The organism is Acidovorax sp. 1608163 (assembly GCF_003669015.1).
GTDB lineage: Bacteria > Pseudomonadota > Gammaproteobacteria > Burkholderiales > Burkholderiaceae_C > Acidovorax.
In genome coordinates this window covers 2808049-2826844 of record NZ_CP033069.1, presented here as the reverse complement: position 1 = coordinate 2826844, position 18796 = coordinate 2808049, and the positions used below count along the sequence as shown (strand labels likewise).

General features: G+C 65.5%; 15 protein-coding genes and 1 pseudogene. 12 read left to right on the top strand and 4 right to left on the bottom strand.

Going from position 1 to position 18796, the window contains the following annotated elements; genetic code table 11:
* Window positions 1–16 precede the first annotated feature (16 nt).
* From EAG14_RS12625 to EAG14_RS12595, 7 genes are all read left to right on the top strand, one after another.
* Entirely contained in the window at window positions 17–1366 is a 1350-nt protein-coding gene (locus EAG14_RS12625) for an LLM class flavin-dependent oxidoreductase (RefSeq protein ID WP_121729057.1), read from the top strand.
* Entirely contained in the window at window positions 1366–2601 is a 1236-nt protein-coding gene (locus EAG14_RS12620; protein ID WP_121729056.1) for a M20 aminoacylase family protein, read from the top strand. The genes EAG14_RS12625 and EAG14_RS12620 overlap by 1 nt, the downstream gene beginning before the upstream one ends.
* Window positions 2598–3221 (top strand): GNAT family N-acetyltransferase, encoded by a 624-nt coding sequence (locus tag EAG14_RS12615; RefSeq protein WP_121729055.1) that lies wholly within the window; start codon window positions 2598–2600, stop codon window positions 3219–3221. Before EAG14_RS12620 ends, EAG14_RS12615 begins: the two co-directional genes overlap by 4 nt.
* 48 nt (window positions 3222–3269) lie before the next feature.
* On the top strand, window positions 3270–5165 hold the full coding sequence (locus EAG14_RS23645) for an amino acid ABC transporter permease/ATP-binding protein (protein WP_162995990.1): 1896 nt from the start codon (window positions 3270–3272) through the stop codon (window positions 5163–5165).
* 107 nt (window positions 5166–5272) lie between these two features.
* Window positions 5273–6208: an ABC transporter substrate-binding protein gene (locus EAG14_RS12605; RefSeq protein ID WP_121729054.1), complete on the top strand. Its 936-nt coding sequence runs from the start codon at window positions 5273–5275 to the stop codon at window positions 6206–6208.
* 67 nt (window positions 6209–6275) lie between these two features.
* Window positions 6276–7217: an ABC transporter substrate-binding protein gene (locus EAG14_RS12600; RefSeq protein WP_121729053.1), complete on the top strand. Its 942-nt coding sequence runs from the start codon at window positions 6276–6278 to the stop codon at window positions 7215–7217.
* Between the two features lie 2 nt (window positions 7218–7219).
* Entirely contained in the window at window positions 7220–8299 is a 1080-nt protein-coding gene (locus tag EAG14_RS12595; protein WP_121729052.1) for an LLM class flavin-dependent oxidoreductase, read from the top strand.
* Here the strand turns inward: EAG14_RS12595 and mltB are convergent.
* The 4 genes from mltB to EAG14_RS12575 form a co-directional block, all read right to left on the bottom strand.
* A complete protein-coding gene (mltB, locus tag EAG14_RS12590) occupies window positions 8239–9318 on the bottom strand; it encodes a lytic murein transglycosylase B (protein WP_121729051.1) in 1080 nt (359 codons plus the stop codon). The genes EAG14_RS12595 and mltB overlap by 61 nt on opposite strands.
* Before the next feature lie 97 nt (window positions 9319–9415).
* A complete protein-coding gene (locus EAG14_RS12585) occupies window positions 9416–11533 on the bottom strand; it encodes a DUF3488 and transglutaminase-like domain-containing protein (RefSeq protein WP_121730456.1) in 2118 nt (705 codons plus the stop codon).
* 150 nt (window positions 11534–11683) lie between these two features.
* Window positions 11684–12727 carry a DUF58 domain-containing protein gene (locus EAG14_RS12580; protein ID WP_121729050.1) on the bottom strand — a complete coding sequence of 348 codons (1044 nt, stop codon included), beginning with the start codon at window positions 12725–12727 and terminating at the stop codon, window positions 11684–11686.
* Window positions 12727–13647 (bottom strand): MoxR family ATPase, encoded by a 921-nt coding sequence (locus EAG14_RS12575; protein ID WP_099655117.1) that lies wholly within the window; start codon window positions 13645–13647, stop codon window positions 12727–12729. The genes EAG14_RS12580 and EAG14_RS12575 overlap by 1 nt, the downstream gene beginning before the upstream one ends.
* Before the next feature lie 101 nt (window positions 13648–13748).
* On the opposite strand from EAG14_RS12575, the gene EAG14_RS12570 reads away from it, so the two are divergent.
* The 5 genes and pseudogenes from EAG14_RS12570 (at window position 13749) to EAG14_RS12550 (ending at window position 18746) form a co-directional block, all read left to right on the top strand.
* On the top strand, window positions 13749–14654 hold the full coding sequence (locus EAG14_RS12570; protein ID WP_099655118.1) for a histone deacetylase family protein: 906 nt from the start codon (window positions 13749–13751) through the stop codon (window positions 14652–14654).
* Window positions 14655–14692: 38 nt separating this feature from the next.
* Window positions 14693–15508, top strand: a complete 816-nt coding sequence (locus tag EAG14_RS12565) for an enoyl-CoA hydratase (RefSeq protein WP_240456769.1) — start codon at window positions 14693–14695, stop codon at window positions 15506–15508.
* Window positions 15508–16865 (top strand): annotated as a pseudogene (locus EAG14_RS12560) (mechanosensitive ion channel family protein). The gene EAG14_RS12565 and the pseudogene EAG14_RS12560 overlap by 1 nt, the downstream one beginning before the upstream one ends.
* A gap of 198 nt (window positions 16866–17063) precedes the next feature.
* Entirely contained in the window at window positions 17064–17813 is a 750-nt protein-coding gene (locus EAG14_RS12555; RefSeq protein WP_121729049.1) for an electron transfer flavoprotein subunit beta/FixA family protein, read from the top strand.
* Entirely contained in the window at window positions 17814–18746 is a 933-nt protein-coding gene (locus EAG14_RS12550) for an electron transfer flavoprotein subunit alpha/FixB family protein (RefSeq protein ID WP_121729048.1), read from the top strand.
* Window positions 18747–18796 lie beyond the last annotated feature (50 nt).

Sequence of the window (18796 nt, the reverse complement as noted above, 5' to 3'; positions counted from 1 at the left end):
GTCGGAGTTTGTTCCCATGAGCCCAAAATCCCCCATCCGCTTTGGTGTGATGCTGCACGGCGCCGGTGGCCACATGAATGCGTGGAAGCACCCCGCAGGTCCGGCAGACGCCAGCGTGAACCTGGACTTCTACATCCGCACGGCGAAAAAGGCCGACGCCAACGGCATTGCCTTTGCGTTTGTGGCCGATGGTCTGTTCATCAACGCAAAGTCGATTCCGCATTTCCTCAACCGCTTCGAGCCCATTTCCATCCTGTCGGCGCTGGCCACGGTCACCTCCAAGATCGGTTTGGCAGGCACCATCTCCACGTCGTACAGCGACCCGTTCACGGTGGCGCGGCAGTTTGCCTCGCTGGACCTCATCAGCAGTGGCCGGGCGGGCTGGAACGTGGTGACCACACCGCTGGAAGGCACCGCGCAGAACTACAGCCGCACCCACCCGGACCACGCGCTGCGCTACGAGATCGCCGACGAGTACCTGCAGGTGACGCAGGGACTGTGGGACAGCTGGGACGAAGACGCCATCGTGCGCAACCGTGAAACGGGCCAGTTCTTCGACCCTGCCAAGCTGCACACGCTCAACCACAAGGGGCGCTTTTTTGAGGTGGCCGGGCCGCTGAACATCGGTCGTTCGGCGCAGGGGCAACCTGTGATCTTCCAGGCGGGCTCGTCCGACGCCGGTATCGGCCTGGCGGGCAAGTTTGCCGACGCGGTGTTCACCCATTCGCCGTCGATCGAGGAGACCCGGGCGTTTTTGCGCAAGGTCAAGGCCAGTGCGGTGGCGCACGGGCGTCAGGCCGACGAGGTGAAGATTTTCCCGGGCATCGGCCCCATCGTGGCGGCCACGCAAGAAGAGGCCGAAGCCAAGTACCAGACCATTCGCGAGTTGCTCACCATCGACGAAGCCCTGGCCTACCTGGGGCGGTTTTTCGATCACCACGATTTCACGCAGTACGCGCTGGACGCGCCGTTTCCGGAGCTGGGCGACATTGGCAAGAACAGCTTTCGCTCTACCACTGACCGCATCAAGGCCGATGCCCAAGCGCGCGGGCTCACGCTGCGCCAGGTGGCGCTGGAAGTGGCTACCCCACGCTCGCAGTTTGTGGGCACGGGCGAGCGCGTGGCCGACGAGATCATCCGCTGGGTGGACGAGGGGGCGGCCGATGGCTTCATCCTGGGCTTTCCGGTGCTGTCGCAAGGGCTCGATGATTTTGTGCAGTTCGTCATTCCGGCGCTGGAGGCACGCGGCCGCTATGAGCGCACGCTGCCGGGCCAGACGCTGCGCGACCACCTGGGTTTGCCCCGCAAGGCCAGCCGCCATGCGCCCGACAGCCAGGCCGAGTTGCCTGTGCCCAAGGCCGCGTGATGGGCGCCGCATTGCCTGTGCAGGTGGCTTCGGGCAGCGATCGCGCCGAGCAGGTGCGCCGCAGTGTGGCGTCGTCCATTGGCGAGTTCAAGGCGCTGCGGCGTGACCTGCACCAGCACCCCGAGCTGTCGTTCCAGGAGTTCCGCACCGCAGCCATCGTGGCCGAGCGACTGGCGCAGTGGGGCTATGAGGTCACCACCGGCATCGCAGGCACGGGCGTGGTGGGCACGCTGCGCAGGGGCTGGGGCGAGCGCCGCTTGGGCATTCGGGCCGACATGGATGCGCTGCCTATTCAGGAGACGACAGGCCTGCCCTATGCCAGCGTGAACCCCGGTGTGATGCACGCTTGTGGGCACGATGGGCACACCACGGTGCTGCTGGCTGCCGCCCGCTATCTGGCGCAAGAGGGGCAGTGGGATGGCACGTTGCACCTGATCTTTCAGCCCGCCGAAGAGGGCGGTGGCGGCGCGCGGCAGATGATTGCCGAAGGACTGTTTGAGCGCTTCCCGTGCGATGCAGTGTTTGGCCTGCACAACTGGCCGTGCGTGGAGGCTGGGCACTTTGGCTGCGTGAGCGGCCCGGCCATGGCCTCGGTGGACCAGGCCCTCATCACCGTCCGCGGCAAGGGCGGGCATGGGGCTGCACCGCAAGACACGGTGGACCCCGTGGTGGCCAGCGCGCACATCATCACTGCGCTGCAGTCGGTGGTGTCGCGCAATGTGGACCCGCTGGACATGGGGGTGGTCACCGTGGGTTCCATCCATGGCGGCCATGCGGCCAACGTGATTCCCGAGAGCGTCGAACTCAAGATCACGGCCCGCGCCTTCAAGCCCGAGGTGCGGGCGCTGCTGCAGCGCCGCGTGCCCGAGGTGGCGCGTGCGCAGGCCGAGAGCTTTGGTGCCACGGCCGAGGTGGACTATCGCCTGGGTTACCCCGCCGTGATCAACCACGACAAGGAAACCGCCTTTGCCCGGCAGGTGGCGCTGGACACCTTTGGCGTGACGGCCGTGGATGCGGGCTTTCGGCCGCGCACGGCCAGCGAGGACTTCGCCTTCATGCTGCTCAAGCGCCCCGGCAGCTATGTGTTTGTGGGCAATGGCGATGGGGCCTCGCTGCACAGCCCGTACTACGACTTCAACAACGCCATCCTGGCGCCCTCGGCCAGCTATTGGGTGCGGCTGGCTGAGCAGTTTCTGGTCACTGGCCCCACCGAATCTCAGGAGTCCATCGCATGAGCGACCTGTTTGTCTACACCACCCCGCTGGACCCCCTGGCCCAGCCCCTGGTGCAGGAGCTGACCTACGAATACGACAGCCGCTACGGCGAGTTCTACCAGCAGGACGGCAGCCCTCGGGAGATGGAGAAGTACCCGCCGCAGCTGTTTGCGCCCGCGCAGGGTGGCAATTTTGTACTGCTGCTGCGGCAAGGGCAGGCGGTGGCGGGTGGCGCCTTCAAGCGCTATGACGACGACACGGCAGAACTCAAGCGCATGTGGACCCACTCGCAGTGGCGCCGCCAGGGGCTGGCCTGCAAGGTGATGGCGGAACTGGAGGCGCAGGTGCTGCGCCAGGGCTACCGCCGCATCTACCTGACCACGGGGTTTCGCCAGCCCGAGGCGGTGGGCCTGTACCAGGGCCTGGGCTACTCGGCCTTGTTTGATGTGGCGGCCCCGGCGGGTACCTACCGGTCGCTGCCGTTTGAAAAGCGCCTGTCGCCTGAGGTGCCTTCCCTGGCCGATGCACCGCATTTTCTGGCGTCCCGCGCCCAGCACTTGTTTGTGCAGCCGACGGGGCTGCTGGGCAGCGTGCATGGGCCCGCGCCTGCAGCGCCAGCAGCCCACGCCCGGGCAGCCTGATCCTGGGTTGCAGAGAACCCCTATTTTTGTTTTACGAAGGACTGGCCCATGTCAACGACGACCACCCTGGATGACGCTGGTCACCTGCGCCCGCTGGGCTCCACGCCGTCTGCCCCGTTGTCCAGCGGCGCGGCCCGCGCCCCTGCGCCCGCTGCGCCGGAGGCCCCCATGCACCACCCAGCCCCCTGCAAGGGCGACTACTCGCACTACAAAGTGGTACCGGCGCGGCACCGCGCACGCGCTGTGGGCACGCTGTTTGCCGCCGCCGTCATAGCGCTGGTGTTGTATTCGGTGTTCACCAACCCGCGCTGGGGCTGGGGCGTGTTTGGCGAGTGGTTCTTTGCAGAACCCGTGCTGGTGGGCTTGGGGCGCACGCTGCTGCTCACGGCACTCGGTGCGGTGTTGGGCTTCACGCTGGGCACCGCGCTGGCATTGGCACGGGTGTCGCGCTCGCCGTTGCTGGCGGGGCTGTCGTGGGTGTTCATCTGGATTTTTCGCTCCATCCCCATCATCGTGTTGCTGCTCATCATCAACAACCTGGGCTATCTGTACGAGACGCTCAGTGTGGGGGTGCCTTTCACCGATTGGACGTTTTTCTCCTACCCCACCACGCAGCTCATCAGCCCGTTTGCTGCGGCGCTGATCGGCCTTACGCTGAACCAGGCTGCATTTGCGTCAGAGATCGTGCGCGGGGGCATCCTGGCGGTGGACCAGGGGCAGCTGGAGGCCGCTGCCGCCTTGGGCCTGCCACGGCGGCGCCAGGCGTTTCGCATCGTGTTGCCGCAGGCCATGCGCTCAATCCTGCCGGCGGGGTTCAACGACATCATCGGCCTGGCCAAGGGCACGTCCAACGTGTACATCCTGGCGCTGCCTGAGCTGTTCTACACCATCCAGATCATCTACCGCCGCAACCTGGAGGTGATCCCGCTGCTCATGGTGGCCACGGTGTGGTACCTGGTGATCCTCACGGTGCTGTCGCTGGTGCAGCACTACATCGAGCGGCATTTCTCCAAGGGGGCGTTGCGCAACCCGCCGCCTTCGCTGTTCAGTGCCATCGCCCAGCGCCTGTGGCCTGCGCGGCCTGCTCGGGGTGTGCCAGCCCCTGCGCAGGCCGTCGTGCAGCAGCCACCCGCACAGCCCACGGCCGTGCCGGTGGTGCCCCGCTGGACGGGGAACCACAGCCAGGGTGGGGAGGTCACGATCCACGGGGTGACCAAGCGCTATGGCGACCTGCAGGTGCTGCATGGCGTGACGCTCACGGTGCAGCCGGGCAGCGTCACGGTGATCCTGGGGCAGTCTGGCTCGGGCAAGTCCACCTTGCTGCGCACCATCAACCACCTCGAACGCGTGGACGGCGGCTTCATCGCCATCGACGGTGAACTGATCGGCTACCGCCAGGATGCCGACACGCTGTACGAATTGGGCGAGAAGGACATCTTGCGCCGCCGCGTGGACGTGGGCATGGTGTTTCAGAACTTCAACCTGTTCCCGCACTTGACGGTGCTGGAGAACATCATCGAAGCCCCCATCCATGTGCGTGGTGTGCCGCGCACCGAGGCCGAGGCCCTGGCGCTGGAGCTGCTCGACCGCGTGGGCCTGGCCGACAAGGCGCACAGCTATCCACGCCAGCTCTCGGGTGGGCAACAGCAGCGCGTGGCGATTGCGCGGGCCCTGGCGCTCAAGCCCAAGGTGCTGTTGTTTGATGAGCCCACATCGGCACTCGATCCTGAGCTGGTGGGCGAGGTGCTGGATGTGATCAAAGAGCTGGCGCGCAGCGGCACCACCCTGGTCATCGTGACGCACGAAATTGGCTTTGCCCGCGAGGTGGCCGACACCGTGGTGTTCATGGAGCGGGGGCGCATTTTGGAAACAGGCTCGCCTGCCAAGGTGTTCAACCAGCCTGACCACCCGCGCACCGCTGAATTTTTGGCCAAGGTGCTCTGACGCGGGTCTGCCCCTATTCACTGCAAGTCCACCAACACACCCTCGCGGGGCTCGGCCGCCCTGTGGCTTTCATTGATCGCTTTGATTTCAAACCAAGGAACTTCTTCATGCCCACGTTTCGCCAAACCCTCTCGTCTGTGCTGCTGGCCTTGGCCGCCACTGCGGCCCTGATGCCGCTGCACGCCACCGCCCAGGCCGTGGACCTGAGCCCGGAGCAGCCCGGCCGCCCCCGCTCGCAAAAGGTGGACGATGCGCTCAAGCTGCTGCCCCCTGGCTTCAAGTTTGCCAAGGACGGTGTGCTGACGGTGGGCACCACCACGGGCCGCCTGCCGTTTGGCGCTTATGCCACCGACAATAAAACCCCAGTGGGCAATGCCCCCGACATTGCCCAACTGGTAGCTGACAGCCTGGGCCGCAAGCTGGAGCTGGTGTCGGTGGCCTGGGCCGACTGGCCGCTGGGCTTGCAGTCTGGCAAGTTCGATGTGGTGATCTCCAACGTCACCGTGACGGAAGAGCGCAAGGAGAAGTTCGACTTCTCTACCTACCGCAATGATCAGCTGGGCATCTACGTGGCTGCCAACTCCAAGATCCAGTCCATCAAGGAGCCCAAGGACGTGGCGGGCCTCAAGGTGGTGGTGGGGGCGAGTACGAACCAGGAGCAGATCCTGTTGCGCTGGAACCAGCAGAACGTGGCGGCGGGCCTCAAGCCGGTGGACATTCTGTATTTTGACGATGACGTGGTGCTGTACCTGGCCCTGGCCTCAGGGCGCGCCGATGCGTACCTGGCGCCCAACGGCATTGCGGCCCACAACGCACGCGACGGCAAGACGCGCCTGGTGGGCGCATTCTCGGGCGGCTGGCCCCAGGTGGCAGAGATTGCGGTGGCCTCGCGCAAGGGCTCGGGCATAGCCGATGCGGTCACCGCAGCACTCAATGCGCAAATCAAAAACGGCAACTACGCCAAGGCGCTGGAGCGCTGGAATTTGCAGTCTGAAGCGATCACCGCATCGCGCACCAACCCACCCGGCTTGCCCAAGAAGTAAGGCAACGGCCCGCGATCCATTCAGGTCGCGAGCCCGATCCGACATATCTTTCGTTGATAGGAACACCATGGCATTGAACCTTGTGCGTCGCACGGTGCTGGCGGCGGGCGCCGCGCTGGCATTTTTCTCTGTGGCCAGTGCGGCGATGGCTGCGGCGGCGTTTGACTTCAGCCCCGAACAAAAGGGCCGCCTGCGTGCGGACAAGAACGCGGCGGCCATCCAGGCCATCCCCAAGGGCTTCAAGTTTGTAAAGGAAGGCGTGTTCACGGTGGCGATTGCGCCGTTTGCACCGCCCATTTCCACCTACGCCAGCGACGCCAAGACCGTGGTGGGGTTTGATCCCGACTACGCACAACTGGTGGCCGATGCGCTGGGCCTGAAGCTGGAGCTGCTGCCCATTGCCTGGGCCGACTGGCCGCTGGGGCTGAGCTCTGGCAAATACGATGCCGTGATCTCGAACGTGGGGGTGACGGAGCAGCGCAAGGAGAAGTTCGACTTCTCCACCTACCGCCTGGGTTTGCACGGGTTTTATGTGCGCACCGACAGCAAGATCACGGCGATCCAGGAGCCCAAGGATGTGGCTGGGCTGAAGGTGGTGACCGGCTCGGGCACGAACCAGGAGCGCATCCTGCTCGAATGGAATAAGAAGAACCTGGCCGCAGGGCTCAAGCCCGTGGAGCTGCTGTACTTTGACGACGATGCCGCACGCCTGCTGGCGGTGGTGTCGGGCCGTGCAGACGCCAATTTCAACCCCAATGCGCCGCAGGCCTACCACGCGGCCAAAGAAGGCAAGACCAAGCTGGTTGGCACCGTGAATGCGGGCTGGCCGCTCAAATCGGATGTGGCCATCACCACCCGCAAGGGCTCGGGCCTGGCCGATGCGTTGACCCTGGCGACCAATGGACTGATCCAGAGCGGCCAGTACACGCAGGCGCTGCAGCGCTGGGCTTTGCTGGAGGAGGCCTTGCCAAAGTCCGAGACCAATCCCCCCGGCTTGCCGAAGTTCTGACCATGGCCATTGCCCACCTTGCATTCCTCACCCCCGGCAGCTATGCCGAAGCCAGCCCGCTGCAGGGCCTGAACGAAGCCCTGGACCTGTTCGCGCTGGGCGAGGCGCTGGGTTACCAAAGCGCCTGGGTGCGCCAACGGCACCTGGAGCGTGGGGTGTCGTCCGCCACCACTTTTTTGGCGGCGGCCAGCCAGCGCACCCAGCGCATTGCATTGGGCACTGCGGTGATCCAGATGGGCTACGAGAATCCGTTCCGTCTGGCCGAAGACCTGGCCACGGTGGATGTGCTGGCACAGGGGCGGCTACAGGTCGGGCTGAGCGCTGGTGCCCCGCCGTATGGCGACTTGCTGGGCGAGCGGTTGTTGGATGGGGATGCGTCGGCCCTGGACTTCTCGCACGCCCGCGTGCAGCGGCTGCGCGAGAACCTGCGCGGTGACCTGATTGGCGACGAGGACACGTTTGTGGAGTCGCCCGCGGGCCGCCAGCGCCCACGGGTGCAGCCACACGCGCCAGGGCTGGCGCAGCGGTTGTGGTACGGCGGTGGCTCGTTGCGTTCGGCCCGCTGGGCGGGCGAAAACGGTTATCACCTGCTGGTTGGTAACCTGAACCGGGGTGAGCAGACGGATGATTTTTTTGAAGCGCAGCGCAGCCAACTGGCGCTGTACCACGCGCACTGGGCCGGGGCTTGCGCCCCGCGCGTGGCGCTGGGCCGCGTGATCGTGCCGCTGGACGGTGCGGACGCCAGCACCCGTGCCCGCTACCGCGCCTGGGCTGCATCGCGGCATGGGCGCACGCTGGCCCCGCAGGGCGAGCGCCGCACGCTGTTCGCCCGCGACCTGGTGGGCACGGCCGATGAAATCCTGGAGCACTTGCGCCGCGACCCCATCGTGCCCTTGGTGCAAGAGCTGCGGCTGGAATTGCCGTATGACTTCAGTGCAGCCGAGTACACCCAGATATTGAGAGACACCGCCCGCCTGATTGCGCCGGAGCTGGGCTGGGTGCCTGCCAGCGCGGTGGGCGACTACCGCGCTGCGCGGGCGGCGGCGACTTCGCGCCCCAGCTCAATCACCGCCATCGCGTAGTAGCTCGACCAGTTGTAGCGCGTGACGGCGTAGAAGTTCTCGGTGCCCACCACGTAGGTGGGCGTATCGCCGCCGTTTTGCAGCTCGATCAGGGCCATGGGGCCTGTATGCTGTGCGCCCGCTGCGTCAAGCACCGCGCCCTTGGCCTGCAGGCTGGCCGCGCTGAAGGTGGGCAGGATGTCGGGCGCCAGCAGCTCGTCGAGCTTGAGCGTGGCGGGGTCGAACTGCACAGCAAAGTGCGTCGGCATGCCCGTGGTCCAGCCATGGCCCTTGAAGTAGTTGGCCACCGAGCCAATCGCATCGGTGGGGCTCTTGAACAGGTCGATGCGGCTGTCGCCGTCAAAGTCCACCGCAAACCGGGCCCAGCTTGACGGCATGAACTGCCCCAGCCCCATGGCGCCTGCGTAGCTGCCCTTGACCTCAAACGGGTCGATGTTGGTGCGGTTGGCCAGGCTCAGCCATTGCTCCAACTCGCGGCGAAAGAACTCGGTGCGCTCTTTGGCGCGCGGATGCGCGGCGGGGAAGTCGAAGGCCAGTGTGGCCAGCGCGTCCATCACGCGGAAGTTGCCCATCTGCTGGCCGTAGATGGTCTCGACCCCGATGATGCCGACGATGATCTCGGCGGGCACGCCATATTCCTGCTCGGCGCGGGCCAGGGCTTCGCGGTGCTCTTGCCAAAAGCGCACCCCTGCGCGGATGCGGATGGGGTCGATGAAGCGGCTGCGGTACAGGCGCCAGTTTTTGGCGGTGCCAGAGGCGGGCGGCAGCATGAGCTTGGGCACGCCGCCCAGATAGCGCGCCTGGCCTACGGCCTGGCGCACCCATTCAGGGTCCAGCCCCCGGCGCGCGGCCAGGTCGTCGGCAAACTGCATGGCGTCTTCGCGCTGGGCGTACGGGGTGCTGCCCTGTACCGTGTTGTTGCGTGTGGCCGCTGGTTGTGAAGGTTTTTGGGGCTTGGCGCTTGCAGGTATTGCGCTGGTAGCTATTAAAGATGTAGCAAGCAGAACGGTCTTGAACATGAAGCGGGTCTGAAAGAGCGGGGCCGATTCGGTGTCGGCCCGCTAGGGGGTAAGGGTGCGTTGGCGGGGTGGGGCCGGGTTTGGGGCCTGGACCTTGTCAAGGACCTTTGCGGGCTGCAGGCCAGGGCAGGGCGTTGAATTCGCGCCGCAGGGCACTGAGCTGCGCAGCCGGGTGGGCTGCATAGCGTACCTGCTCCAGGCGCAGCAACCAGTCTGCAATGGGTTGAATGGGCTGCGCAGGCGTTGATTGAGGAGCGTGGCCCGGGTTGGTGGCGCTTTGGCTCCAGTGCGCCAGCACCTTCTGCGCCATGGTGCGTGGTGGCAGGTGATCGGGCAGCGGCAGCCCGGCGTTGGCAAGGCGCTTGCGGGTGCGGGCCAGCAGGCGCAGCCACGGGTCGTGCTGGCTGCGCTCCCACCAGCTCCACCCTGCGGCGCCCAGCGCGGCCACGCCCAGCAGGCCGCCCAAAATCGTCGTCAGGTCTTGCCAGCTGGGCGATTCAAAGCCCAGCTTTTTGAGCAGGTCCATCTGGCGGTTTTGGGTGTAGTTCAGCACCCATTGGTTCCAGCGGTTGTTGACGGCCTCCCACGCTGCGCGCAGCTGCTGCAGGGTGCTCACGCCGATCATGGTGCCCATGGCCGATGCAAAGGCACCCCGGGGCGCAGCCAGGCGCTCAAAGGCCCCCACGCGGCCGGGGGCCACGGCGCCGGTCGGGTCCACTCGCACCCAGCCGCGCTCGGGCATCCACACCTCGGCCCAGGCGTGGGCATCGCTTTGGCGCACGGTCCAGTAGCCGTCCAGCGGGTTGATGGCGCCGCCTTGGTAGCCTGTGACGATGCGCGCGGGCACGTCCATGGCCCGCATCAGCACCACAAAGGCCGATGCAATGTGCTCGCAAAAGCCTTCCTTGCGGTCAAACCAGAACTCGTCGGCGGTGTGCTCGCCGTACACGCCGGGCTCCAGCGTGTAGCTGTAGCCACCGGTGCGCAGCCGGTTCAGCGCAGCGCTGACCAGGGCGGCCGTGTCGCCGTTGGCCAGGGCCGGGTCGGCGCGCATCTGGGCGGCCAGTGCCAGCGTGCGGGGGTTAAAGCCTGGGGGCAAGGCTACGAACTCGCGTAGCTGCCGCACTGTGGTGCTGGGGCCGTGGCGGAATTCGGGGTAACTTTCCGCCCGGTAGCGCACCACGTCCATGATGGGGCGCGCTGCCATCCACTGCAAATCCTGCGTCATGTAGGTGGGGTTGCCGGGTAGCTCGGGGGCCTGGGGGGTGGCTTCCAGCACCATCAGCCAGGGGCGTCTCTGGGGCTCCAGCGTCACTTCGTAGCGCAGCGCGGGGCCCTGCACCTGCAAGTTGGCAGGCAACCCCACCCGTGCCGCCCAGCTGTTGTCCTCGCGAAAAGGCTCGGCCCGCCACTCGCGCCCGTCAAATCCCGCGAGCACGGGGCCACGGAAGTACATGGTCGAGGGCGGGGGCAGCTCTTGTGTCGGGTTGTCGAAGCGCAGGCGAAACGCCACGGCTTCATTCAGTGCCAGCTCAGCGATGCTACCCACCTTCATCGATCCCGACAGGCCACTGCCGCCCACGGTTTGCTCGCTGGGCACCCCCCACAGCGGCGCCATGCGGGGGAACAGCATGAACAGCGCTGCCATGATGGGCGCGCCCAGCAGCGCCATGGTGAACGCGGTGCGAAACGATTGCAGCAGTGGGGGGCGCCCGACGGGCATGTGGGCATTGACCAGCGCGGTGAGCATACCCAGCAGTCCCACCAGCATGGCGGCTGCGGTCAGCAGCGATTGCGAGCTGAAGAAGCTGCTGACCATGGTGAAGAAGCCCAGGAAGAAGATGACCAGGGCATCGCGGCGGGCGCGCAGCTCCAGAGTCTTGAGAGCCAGCAGGGTCACCACCAGCGTGACCCCGGCCTCGCGCCCGACGAAGGTGCCGTACGAGAAGATGGTGGCGCCAAATGCCACAGGCGCTATCAGGCCCGAGGTGATCCAGCGGCTGGGCAGCGGCCTGCTGTACCAGGCCAGCCAGCTGCGCCACAGCAGGATGCCGGCCACCAGCAGGCTGGTCCACACAGGCAGCCACTGCGCTTGGGGTGCAATGACCCAGGCGATCACGGCCAGCAGGAACAGGGTGTCCCGCGCTTCGCGGGGCAGGTGGGCCAGGGTTTGGCGCAGTGTGGCGCGGGGCGCCGTGGCGGGCAGCGCGCTCATGGGCAGGCCTTCCCGCGCGGGGGGGCTATCAGCGCCGTCCCCCATGGGTGACGATGTTTGCTATTGAAAAGATAGCTTCTTGCGCTGGATTGGATTGCGCTGGATGGCATTTTTATGGGTGTATTCAAGCGGTGGGGCTGGCGGCGCGTGTCAGCACAGCGCCAAGGCTTCCAGGCACTGCATGCGGTGCGCTGCGCCGCTGCCTGGGGCAATCTCACGCCCTGGCACGCGCAGGCCGTAGTCCAGGCCCAGGCGGTCGGCTTGCAGCACCCAGGCGGTGACGCGGGAGATGCGCGCCTCAGGGTCGGGCAGGTTGGCTTTGTTCACGTCCAGCCACAGCTCTTGGCGCTGGCTTTGCTGGGCGTCGCGGCTGACCAGATCATCGGTGCCGCTGCCCAGCGACTTGGCCGCTTTCTTCCACACCACGAGTTTGAGCGGGTCGCCGCGCCGGTAGGCACGCACGCCGTCAAATTCGCCAATGCCCTGGCTGTTGGCGCTGCCCTTGCCTGCGGCGCGGGGCTCGCCGGGGGGCAGGGGCGCGGCGGGTACCTCGGGGGCGGGGTACACCAGGATTTGAGAGGCCGGGCGCCAATAGGTCCAGACGCGGAAAGTGCCCATGGGAAAGCGCGTTTCGGCCGTCAACGTAGGCACCGGGTGCAGGCCGCGCCGCTGGGGCTGGAACGCCACCTGCACCGTGGCCTGGCCCTGGGCAGGTACATCGGTCCAGGCCCAGTGGTGCTCGGCGTGGGCTTCGGGCTCGTGCACGGCCACGCCAATGCCATAGCGCGGCGTGGTGCGGAGGCTGGACAGTTGCACCTCCAGCGCTGCGCTGGTGCCCATGAACTGGGGCTGGGGCGGCTTGAGGTGCAAAGTGATGCCGCGCAGCGTGGCGTGGCAGATGTGCATGCCGATGGCGGCACTGCCCGCCAGCATGAAGGTGAACAGGTAGCCCAGGTTGAGCTGGAAGTTGATGGACGCCACCAGTAGCACCAGCAGGGTGACGGCCAGCATCCACCCCGGCCCGGTGGGCACGATATAGACGTTGCGCTGGGTCAGGGTGAGGGTGTCATCGCGCTTGAGGCGCCCCTCCCACCAGGCACGAAAGCGCCGACGCAGCGGCGCCAGGGGCGAGAAGCCCCCGACAACGCCTGCCAACGGCTTTGGGGCAGCGGGGCGGGTTGCTGTGCCAGCCATCACGCCAGGGGGGTGGCATCGACCATGGCACGCACTTGCTCTACTGCGCCGCGCCCGGCATCGCCCACAGGCACTAGGCGGTGGGCAATGGTTTGGGGCAGCACGGCCTGCACGTCGTCAGGGGCGACATAGTCGCGCCCGCTGATCAATGCCTGCGCCTTGGCCGCGCGCACGAGGGCAATCCCCGCACGGGGCGACAGGCCTTGCAAAAACCATTGGCCCGAGCGCGTGGCGGCCACCAGGTCTTGCACGTAGTTCAGCAGGGCATCGGACGCATGCACGGCCAGCACCTGGCGTTGCAGCTCGGCCAGCTCGGGGGCGTCCAGCAGGGCGGGCAGGGTGTCCACCATGTCGCGGCGGTCTGATCCGGCCAGCAGCAGGCGCTCTGAGGCGCGGTCGGGGTAGCCAATGGAGATGCGCATCAAAAAACGGTCCAGCTGCGATTCAGGCAGCGCGAAGGTGCCAAGCTGGTCGAGTGGGTTCTGTGTGGCGATCACGAAAAAGGGGTGGGGCAGGGGCCGGGTGGCGCCTTCGACCGAGACCTGCTTTTCTTCCATGGCTTCGAGCAAGGCACTTTGCGTTTTGGGGCTGGCGCGGTTGATTTCATCGGCCAGCAGCACCTGGGCAAACACCGGGCCGGGGTGAAAGACAAAGCCTTCCTTGCCGCGCTCGTACACCGACACGCCGGTCAGGTCGCTGGGCATCAGGTCGGCAGTGAACTGCACCCGCGAAAACTGCAGACCGAAGGTGCGCGACAGCGCGTGGGCCAAGGTGGTCTTGCCAACGCCGGGCACGTCCTCAATCAGCAGGTGGCCCCCGGCCAGCAGGCAGGCCACGCAGTCTTGAACCTGGGCCTTTTTGCCTACGATCACCGTGTTAAGCTGGTCTAAAAGCGATTTGATTTTGTGCTGTGCATCCATGGCGCAACGTTATCCGAAAAACTCTGAAAAATCTGAGACACGGGGACAAGACTGTGAGCAAGACGGGCTATTTCACGCACAGGGACTGTTGGAAACACGAAATGGGCCCGGGCCACCCCGAATGCCCCGAGCGCCTAGATGCCATTGAAGACCGCTTGCTGGTCACCGGCGTGGGCGATGCGCTGGAGCGGTTTGAAGCCCCCGAGGCCGCATTGGCCGACATTGAACTGGCGCACGACCGCATGCATGTGGCGGCGCTGCGGGGCCTGTCGGATCGCCTGAATGAAGAGCTGATGGCGGGCGGGCCCAACTACTCGCAGCTGGACACGGACACCTCCATCAATGCCCACACCTGGAAAGCCGCTTTGCGCGCCGCAGGCGCTGCGCTGGCCGCCACCGATGCGGTGATGGCGGGTGAGCTGGAAAATGCCTTTTGCGCCGTGCGCCCCCCGGGCCACCATGCCACCCGCAGCAAGGCCATGGGGTTTTGCTTCTTCAACAACGTGGCGGTGGCCGCCAAATATGCGTTGCAGCGCTATAACCTGCAGCGCGTGGCGGTGGTGGACTTTGACGTGCACCACGGCAACGGCACGGAGGACATCCTGGCGGGAGATTCGCGGGCGCTCATGGTCAGCATCTTCCAGCACCCGTTCTATCCGTACAGCGGCGATGTGGACCCGGCCCCCAACATGGTGAACGTGCCGGTGGCGGCCTACACGCGGGGCATGGATGTCCGGGAGATCATCGAGATGATGTGGATTCCGAGGCTGGAGGCCTTCAAGCCCGAGATGATTTTTGTGAGCGCGGGCTTTGATGCCCACCGCGAGGACGATATGGGCCAATTGGGCCTGACCGAGCAGGATTACACCTGGATCACCCAGCGTGTGAAAGACATTGCCCGGCGCTACTCCAAGGGCCGCATCGTGTCGTGCCTGGAGGGCGGCTACGTGATGGGGCCGCTGGCCCGCAGTGTGGAGGCGCACTTGCGCGTGCTGGCGGATCTTTGACGTGTATTTTTTGTTGGATGTGAAAGGTAGTTGAACGGATGACGGTTTTGGACACGGCGCAAATGTCGCTGCAAGCGCCGCAATCGCCTCTGGCGGTGGCGCGCGATGAGCGGGGGGTGATCACCCTGACCTTGAACGATCCGGGGCGCTTCAATGCCCTGGGCTCGGAGATGCTGGTGGCGTTGCAGCAGGCGCTGGACGCTGTGGCCCAGGACCCGTCCGCGCGGGCCGTGGTGCTGGCGGCGCAAGGCAAGGCGTTTTGTGCGGGGCACAACCTCAAGGACATGGCCGCCCACCCCGATCAGGCGTGGTACCAAAAGCTGTTTGCGCAGTGCAGCCGCATGATGCTCACCATCCACAAGCTGCCTGTGCCCGTCATTGCGCGGGTGCAAGGCATGGCCACCGCTGCGGGCTGCCAACTGGTGGCGCAGTGTGATTTGGCGGTGGCGGCGGAAGACGCCAGCTTTGCCACCAGCGGCATCCACTACGGCCTGTTTTGCGCCACACCCAGCGTGCCGCTGGTGCGCAATGTGCCTGCCAAGCGCGCCATGGAGATGCTGCTCACCGGAGACTTCATCGACGCCCGCACCGCCCAGGCGCAGGGCCTGCTCAATCGCGTGGTACCAGCCAATGCGCTGGATGCCGAGGTAGAAACACTGCTCCAGTCCATTCTGGAGAAGCCCCGCGCTGCCATTGCCATGGGCAAGGCGCTGGTGTACCAGCAGCGCGAGCTGGGCATCGAGGCGGCCTACCAGTTGGCCGGGCAGACCATGGCGCTCAACATGATGGACCCAGCCGCCCAGGAAGGCGCGCGGGCCTTTGCCGAGAAACGCACACCGGAGTGGAAGCGCTGATGGCAGGCTCTGTAGATACCCCCATGCTGGACGATGTGGGGCAGTGGCTGCGTGCCTTTGCAGCGCCCACCGTGTTGATTGAGCTGGCCAGCCTGCTGGTGTGTGTGGGGCTGGCCTGGGGCATGGTGGCCTTGCTGCGCCGTGGGCTCAAGCAAGAAGGGCATCGCTCCATTCTGTTTGGCCGCAAGGTGGTGGATGGGGCGCTGTTCCCCATCGTGCTGCTGGCATTGGGCTACGTGGCGCGCACCGTGCTGCTCAACTGGGTGCCGCTGGCCGTGTTCAAGGTGGCGATTCCGGTGCTGGTGTCACTGGTCGTGATCCGCATCGGGGCCAAAGTGCTGCAGGTAGCGTTTCCGCAGTCCCAGTGGGTCAAACCGATCGAGCGCACCATCTCCTGGCTGGCGTGGCTGGCCATGGTGCTGTGGGTCACGGGCCTATTGCCTCTGGTGCTGGGCGAGATGGAGCAGATCCACTGGAAGGTGGGCAGCGTGAACCTGAGCCTGCGCACCATGGTGGAAGGGGCCTTGACGGCGGCGGCGGTGCTGCTGCTCACGCTGTGGGTGTCGGCAGCCATTGAGTCGCGCTTGTTGCGCTCAGCCACGGGGGCTGAGTTGTCGCTGCGCAAGGCCGTCAGCAACGCGCTGCGGGCTGTGATGATTTTCTTTGGCCTCATTGTGGCCATGTCGGCGGTGGGGATTGATCTCACGGCCTTGTCGGTGCTGGGGGGGCTGTGGGCGTGGGCATTGGCCTGGGGCTGCAAAAGCTGGCCTCCAACTACGTCAGCGGCTTTGTCATCCTGACCGAGCGCAGCATGCGCATTGGCGACAACGTGCGCGTAGACAACTTTGAAGGCCGCATCACCAACATCAATGCGCGCTACACCGTGGTGCGGTCTGCTGCGGGGCGCGAGTCCATCGTGCCCAACGAGATGCTGATCACCCAGCGGGTGGAAAACCTGTCTCTGGCCGATCCCCGCGTGTGGCTGTCCACCGTGGTGAGTGTGGCCTACGACAGCGATGTGGATCTGGTGATCCAGCTGTTGACCGAATCGGCCCTGGCCAGCAACCGCGTGCTGCGTGATCCCGCACCGTCTGCGTCTTTGTCTGCTTTTGGTGCCGATGGCCTGGAGTTCACGGTGGGGTTCTGGATTGCCGATTCGGAAAACGGAACCCTGGGCCTGCGCTCGGACATCAACCGGGCCATTTTGGCGGCGCTGCGCGCGCACCATATCGACATTCCGTTCCCCCAGCGCGTCATGCACGTGCAGGTGGAAGGCAGCTTGCCAGGGGCCGGGCCCACCGTGGCTGCCCTGGTGGGGGCCGATGCGGCATCCGCACCGCAAAGCCAGGGGCAGTGACCCTGCGTGCCGCAGGTGACAGCAAACTCTTTGTGCGCCAGTGAATTGCTGGCCTATAATTCACAAAAAGCACGGTCGTTCGTTTTTGAAAATTTGCCGCCAGCAAGCGCATCCTTTTGTTGGGTTCGCTGCAGTGCGGCATAGAATCATCTGGTTTACGTAAACGTCAATTCAACCAACTCTCTAGGAGCCGCAGCAATGAAGGTCTTGGTCCCTGTCAAGCGCGTGGTGGACTACAACGTGAAGGTCCGAGTGAAGTCGGACAACACGGGTGTGGACATCGCCAACGTGAAGATGAGCATGAACCCCTTTGACGAAATCGCCGTTGAAGAGGCAGTGCGCCTGAAAGAAAAAGGCCTGGTGACCGAAGTCATCGCAGTCTCCTGCGGCGTAGCCCAGTGCCAGGAAACCCTGCGCACGGCCATGGCGATTGGTGCAGACCGCGCCATCCTGGTCGAGACCGATGTCGAACTGCAACCCCTGGCCGTGGCCAAGCTGCTCAAGGCCCTGGTGGACAAAGAGCAACCTGCGCTCATCATCCTGGGCAAACAAGCCATCGACGACGACGCCAACCAGACCGGCCAGATGCTGGCGGCCCTGGCCGACTTGCCCCAGGCCACCAACGCCAGCAAGGTGGAATTGGCCGCTGACAAGGTCAATGTGACCCGCGAAATCGACGGCGGCCTGGAAACCCTGGCCCTGACGCTGCCCGCCGTCATCACCACCGACCTGCGCCTGAACGAACCCCGCTACGTCACCTTGCCCAACATCATGAAGGCCAAGAAAAAGCAGTTGGACACCGTCAAGCCCGAAGACCTCGGCGTGGACGTGGCCCCTCGCCTCAAGACCCTGAAGGTGACCGAGCCCGCCAAGCGCGGCGCGGGTGTGAAGGTGGCCGACGTGGCGGCCCTCGTTGAAAAACTCAAGAACGAAGCGAAGGTGATCTAAATGTCGGTACTCGTTATTGCTGAACACGACAACGCCAGCATCAAAGGCGCCACCCTGAACACCGTCACGGCCGCTGTGGCCTGCGGTGGCGACGTGCACGTGCTGGTGGCTGGCCACAACGCCGGCGCTGCCGCCCAAGCAGCAGCCCAGATCGCTGGTGTGAGCAAGGTGATCCACGCCGACGCAGCAAGCCTGGCCCACGGCCTGGCCGAGAACGTGGCAGCCCAGGTACTGGCCATCGCCAGCAACTACAGCCACATCCTGTTCCCTGCCACCGCAGGTGGCAAAAACGTGGCCCCCCGCGTGGCCGCCAAGCTCGACGTGGCGCAGATCAGCGACATCACCAAGGTGGTGAGCCAAGACACCTTCGAGCGCCCCATCTACGCAGGCAACGCCATTGCCACCGTGCAAAGCGCCGACAGCGTCAAAGTCATCACCGTGCGCACCACCGGCTTTGATGCCGCAGCTGCCACGGGTGGCAGCGCCGCGGTCGAAACCGCCGCTGCGACCGCCGATGCAGGCAAGAGCAGCTACGTGGGCAGCGAAATCGCCAAGAACGACCGCCCTGAACTCACCGCCGCCAAGATCATCGTCTCCGGTGGCCGTGCGCTGGGCAGTGCAGAGAAGTTCAACGAAGTCATCACCCCGCTGGCCGACAAGCTGGGCGCCGCCATCGGCGCCAGCCGCGCTGCGGTGGATGCAGGCTACGCCCCGAACGACCTGCAAGTGGGCCAGACCGGCAAGATCGTGGCACCGCAGCTGTACATCGCGGCCGGCATCTCGGGTGCCATCCAGCACTTGGCGGGCATGAAGGACTCCAAGGTGATCGTGGCGATCAACAAGGACCCTGAGGCGCCGATCTTCAGCGTGGCCGACTATGGGCTGGAAGCCGACCTGTTCACGGCTGTGCCTGAATTGGTCAAGGCGCTGTAAAGCCCTGCTGCTTGCACAAAGGCATCGTTCGCGATGCCTTTTTTTTGACG

Excerpts from the sequence above, each read along its gene's own strand:
- EAG14_RS12625 (WP_121729057.1), top strand. The coding sequence starts at position 17 with ATGAGCCCAAAATCCCCCATCCGCTTTGGTGTGATGCTGCACGGCGCC.
- EAG14_RS12620 (WP_121729056.1), top strand. The coding sequence starts at position 1,366 with ATGGGCGCCGCATTGCCTGTGCAGGTGGCTTCGGGCAGCGATCGCGCC.
- EAG14_RS12615 (WP_121729055.1), top strand. The coding sequence starts at position 2,598 with ATGAGCGACCTGTTTGTCTACACCACCCCGCTGGACCCCCTGGCCCAG.
- EAG14_RS23645 (WP_162995990.1), top strand. The coding sequence starts at position 3,270 with ATGTCAACGACGACCACCCTGGATGACGCTGGTCACCTGCGCCCGCTG.
- EAG14_RS12605 (WP_121729054.1), top strand. The coding sequence starts at position 5,273 with ATGCCCACGTTTCGCCAAACCCTCTCGTCTGTGCTGCTGGCCTTGGCC.
- EAG14_RS12600 (WP_121729053.1), top strand. The coding sequence starts at position 6,276 with ATGGCATTGAACCTTGTGCGTCGCACGGTGCTGGCGGCGGGCGCCGCG.
- EAG14_RS12595 (WP_121729052.1), top strand. The coding sequence starts at position 7,220 with ATGGCCATTGCCCACCTTGCATTCCTCACCCCCGGCAGCTATGCCGAA.
- mltB (WP_121729051.1), bottom strand. The coding sequence starts at position 9,318 with ATGTTCAAGACCGTTCTGCTTGCTACATCTTTAATAGCTACCAGCGCA.
- EAG14_RS12585 (WP_121730456.1), bottom strand. The coding sequence starts at position 11,533 with ATGAGCGCGCTGCCCGCCACGGCGCCCCGCGCCACACTGCGCCAAACC.
- EAG14_RS12580 (WP_121729050.1), bottom strand. The coding sequence starts at position 12,727 with ATGGCTGGCACAGCAACCCGCCCCGCTGCCCCAAAGCCGTTGGCAGGC.
- EAG14_RS12575 (WP_099655117.1), bottom strand. The coding sequence starts at position 13,647 with ATGGATGCACAGCACAAAATCAAATCGCTTTTAGACCAGCTTAACACG.
- EAG14_RS12570 (WP_099655118.1), top strand. The coding sequence starts at position 13,749 with ATGGGCCCGGGCCACCCCGAATGCCCCGAGCGCCTAGATGCCATTGAA.
- EAG14_RS12565 (WP_240456769.1), top strand. The coding sequence starts at position 14,693 with ATGACGGTTTTGGACACGGCGCAAATGTCGCTGCAAGCGCCGCAATCG.
- EAG14_RS12555 (WP_121729049.1), top strand. The coding sequence starts at position 17,064 with ATGAAGGTCTTGGTCCCTGTCAAGCGCGTGGTGGACTACAACGTGAAG.
- EAG14_RS12550 (WP_121729048.1), top strand. The coding sequence starts at position 17,814 with ATGTCGGTACTCGTTATTGCTGAACACGACAACGCCAGCATCAAAGGC.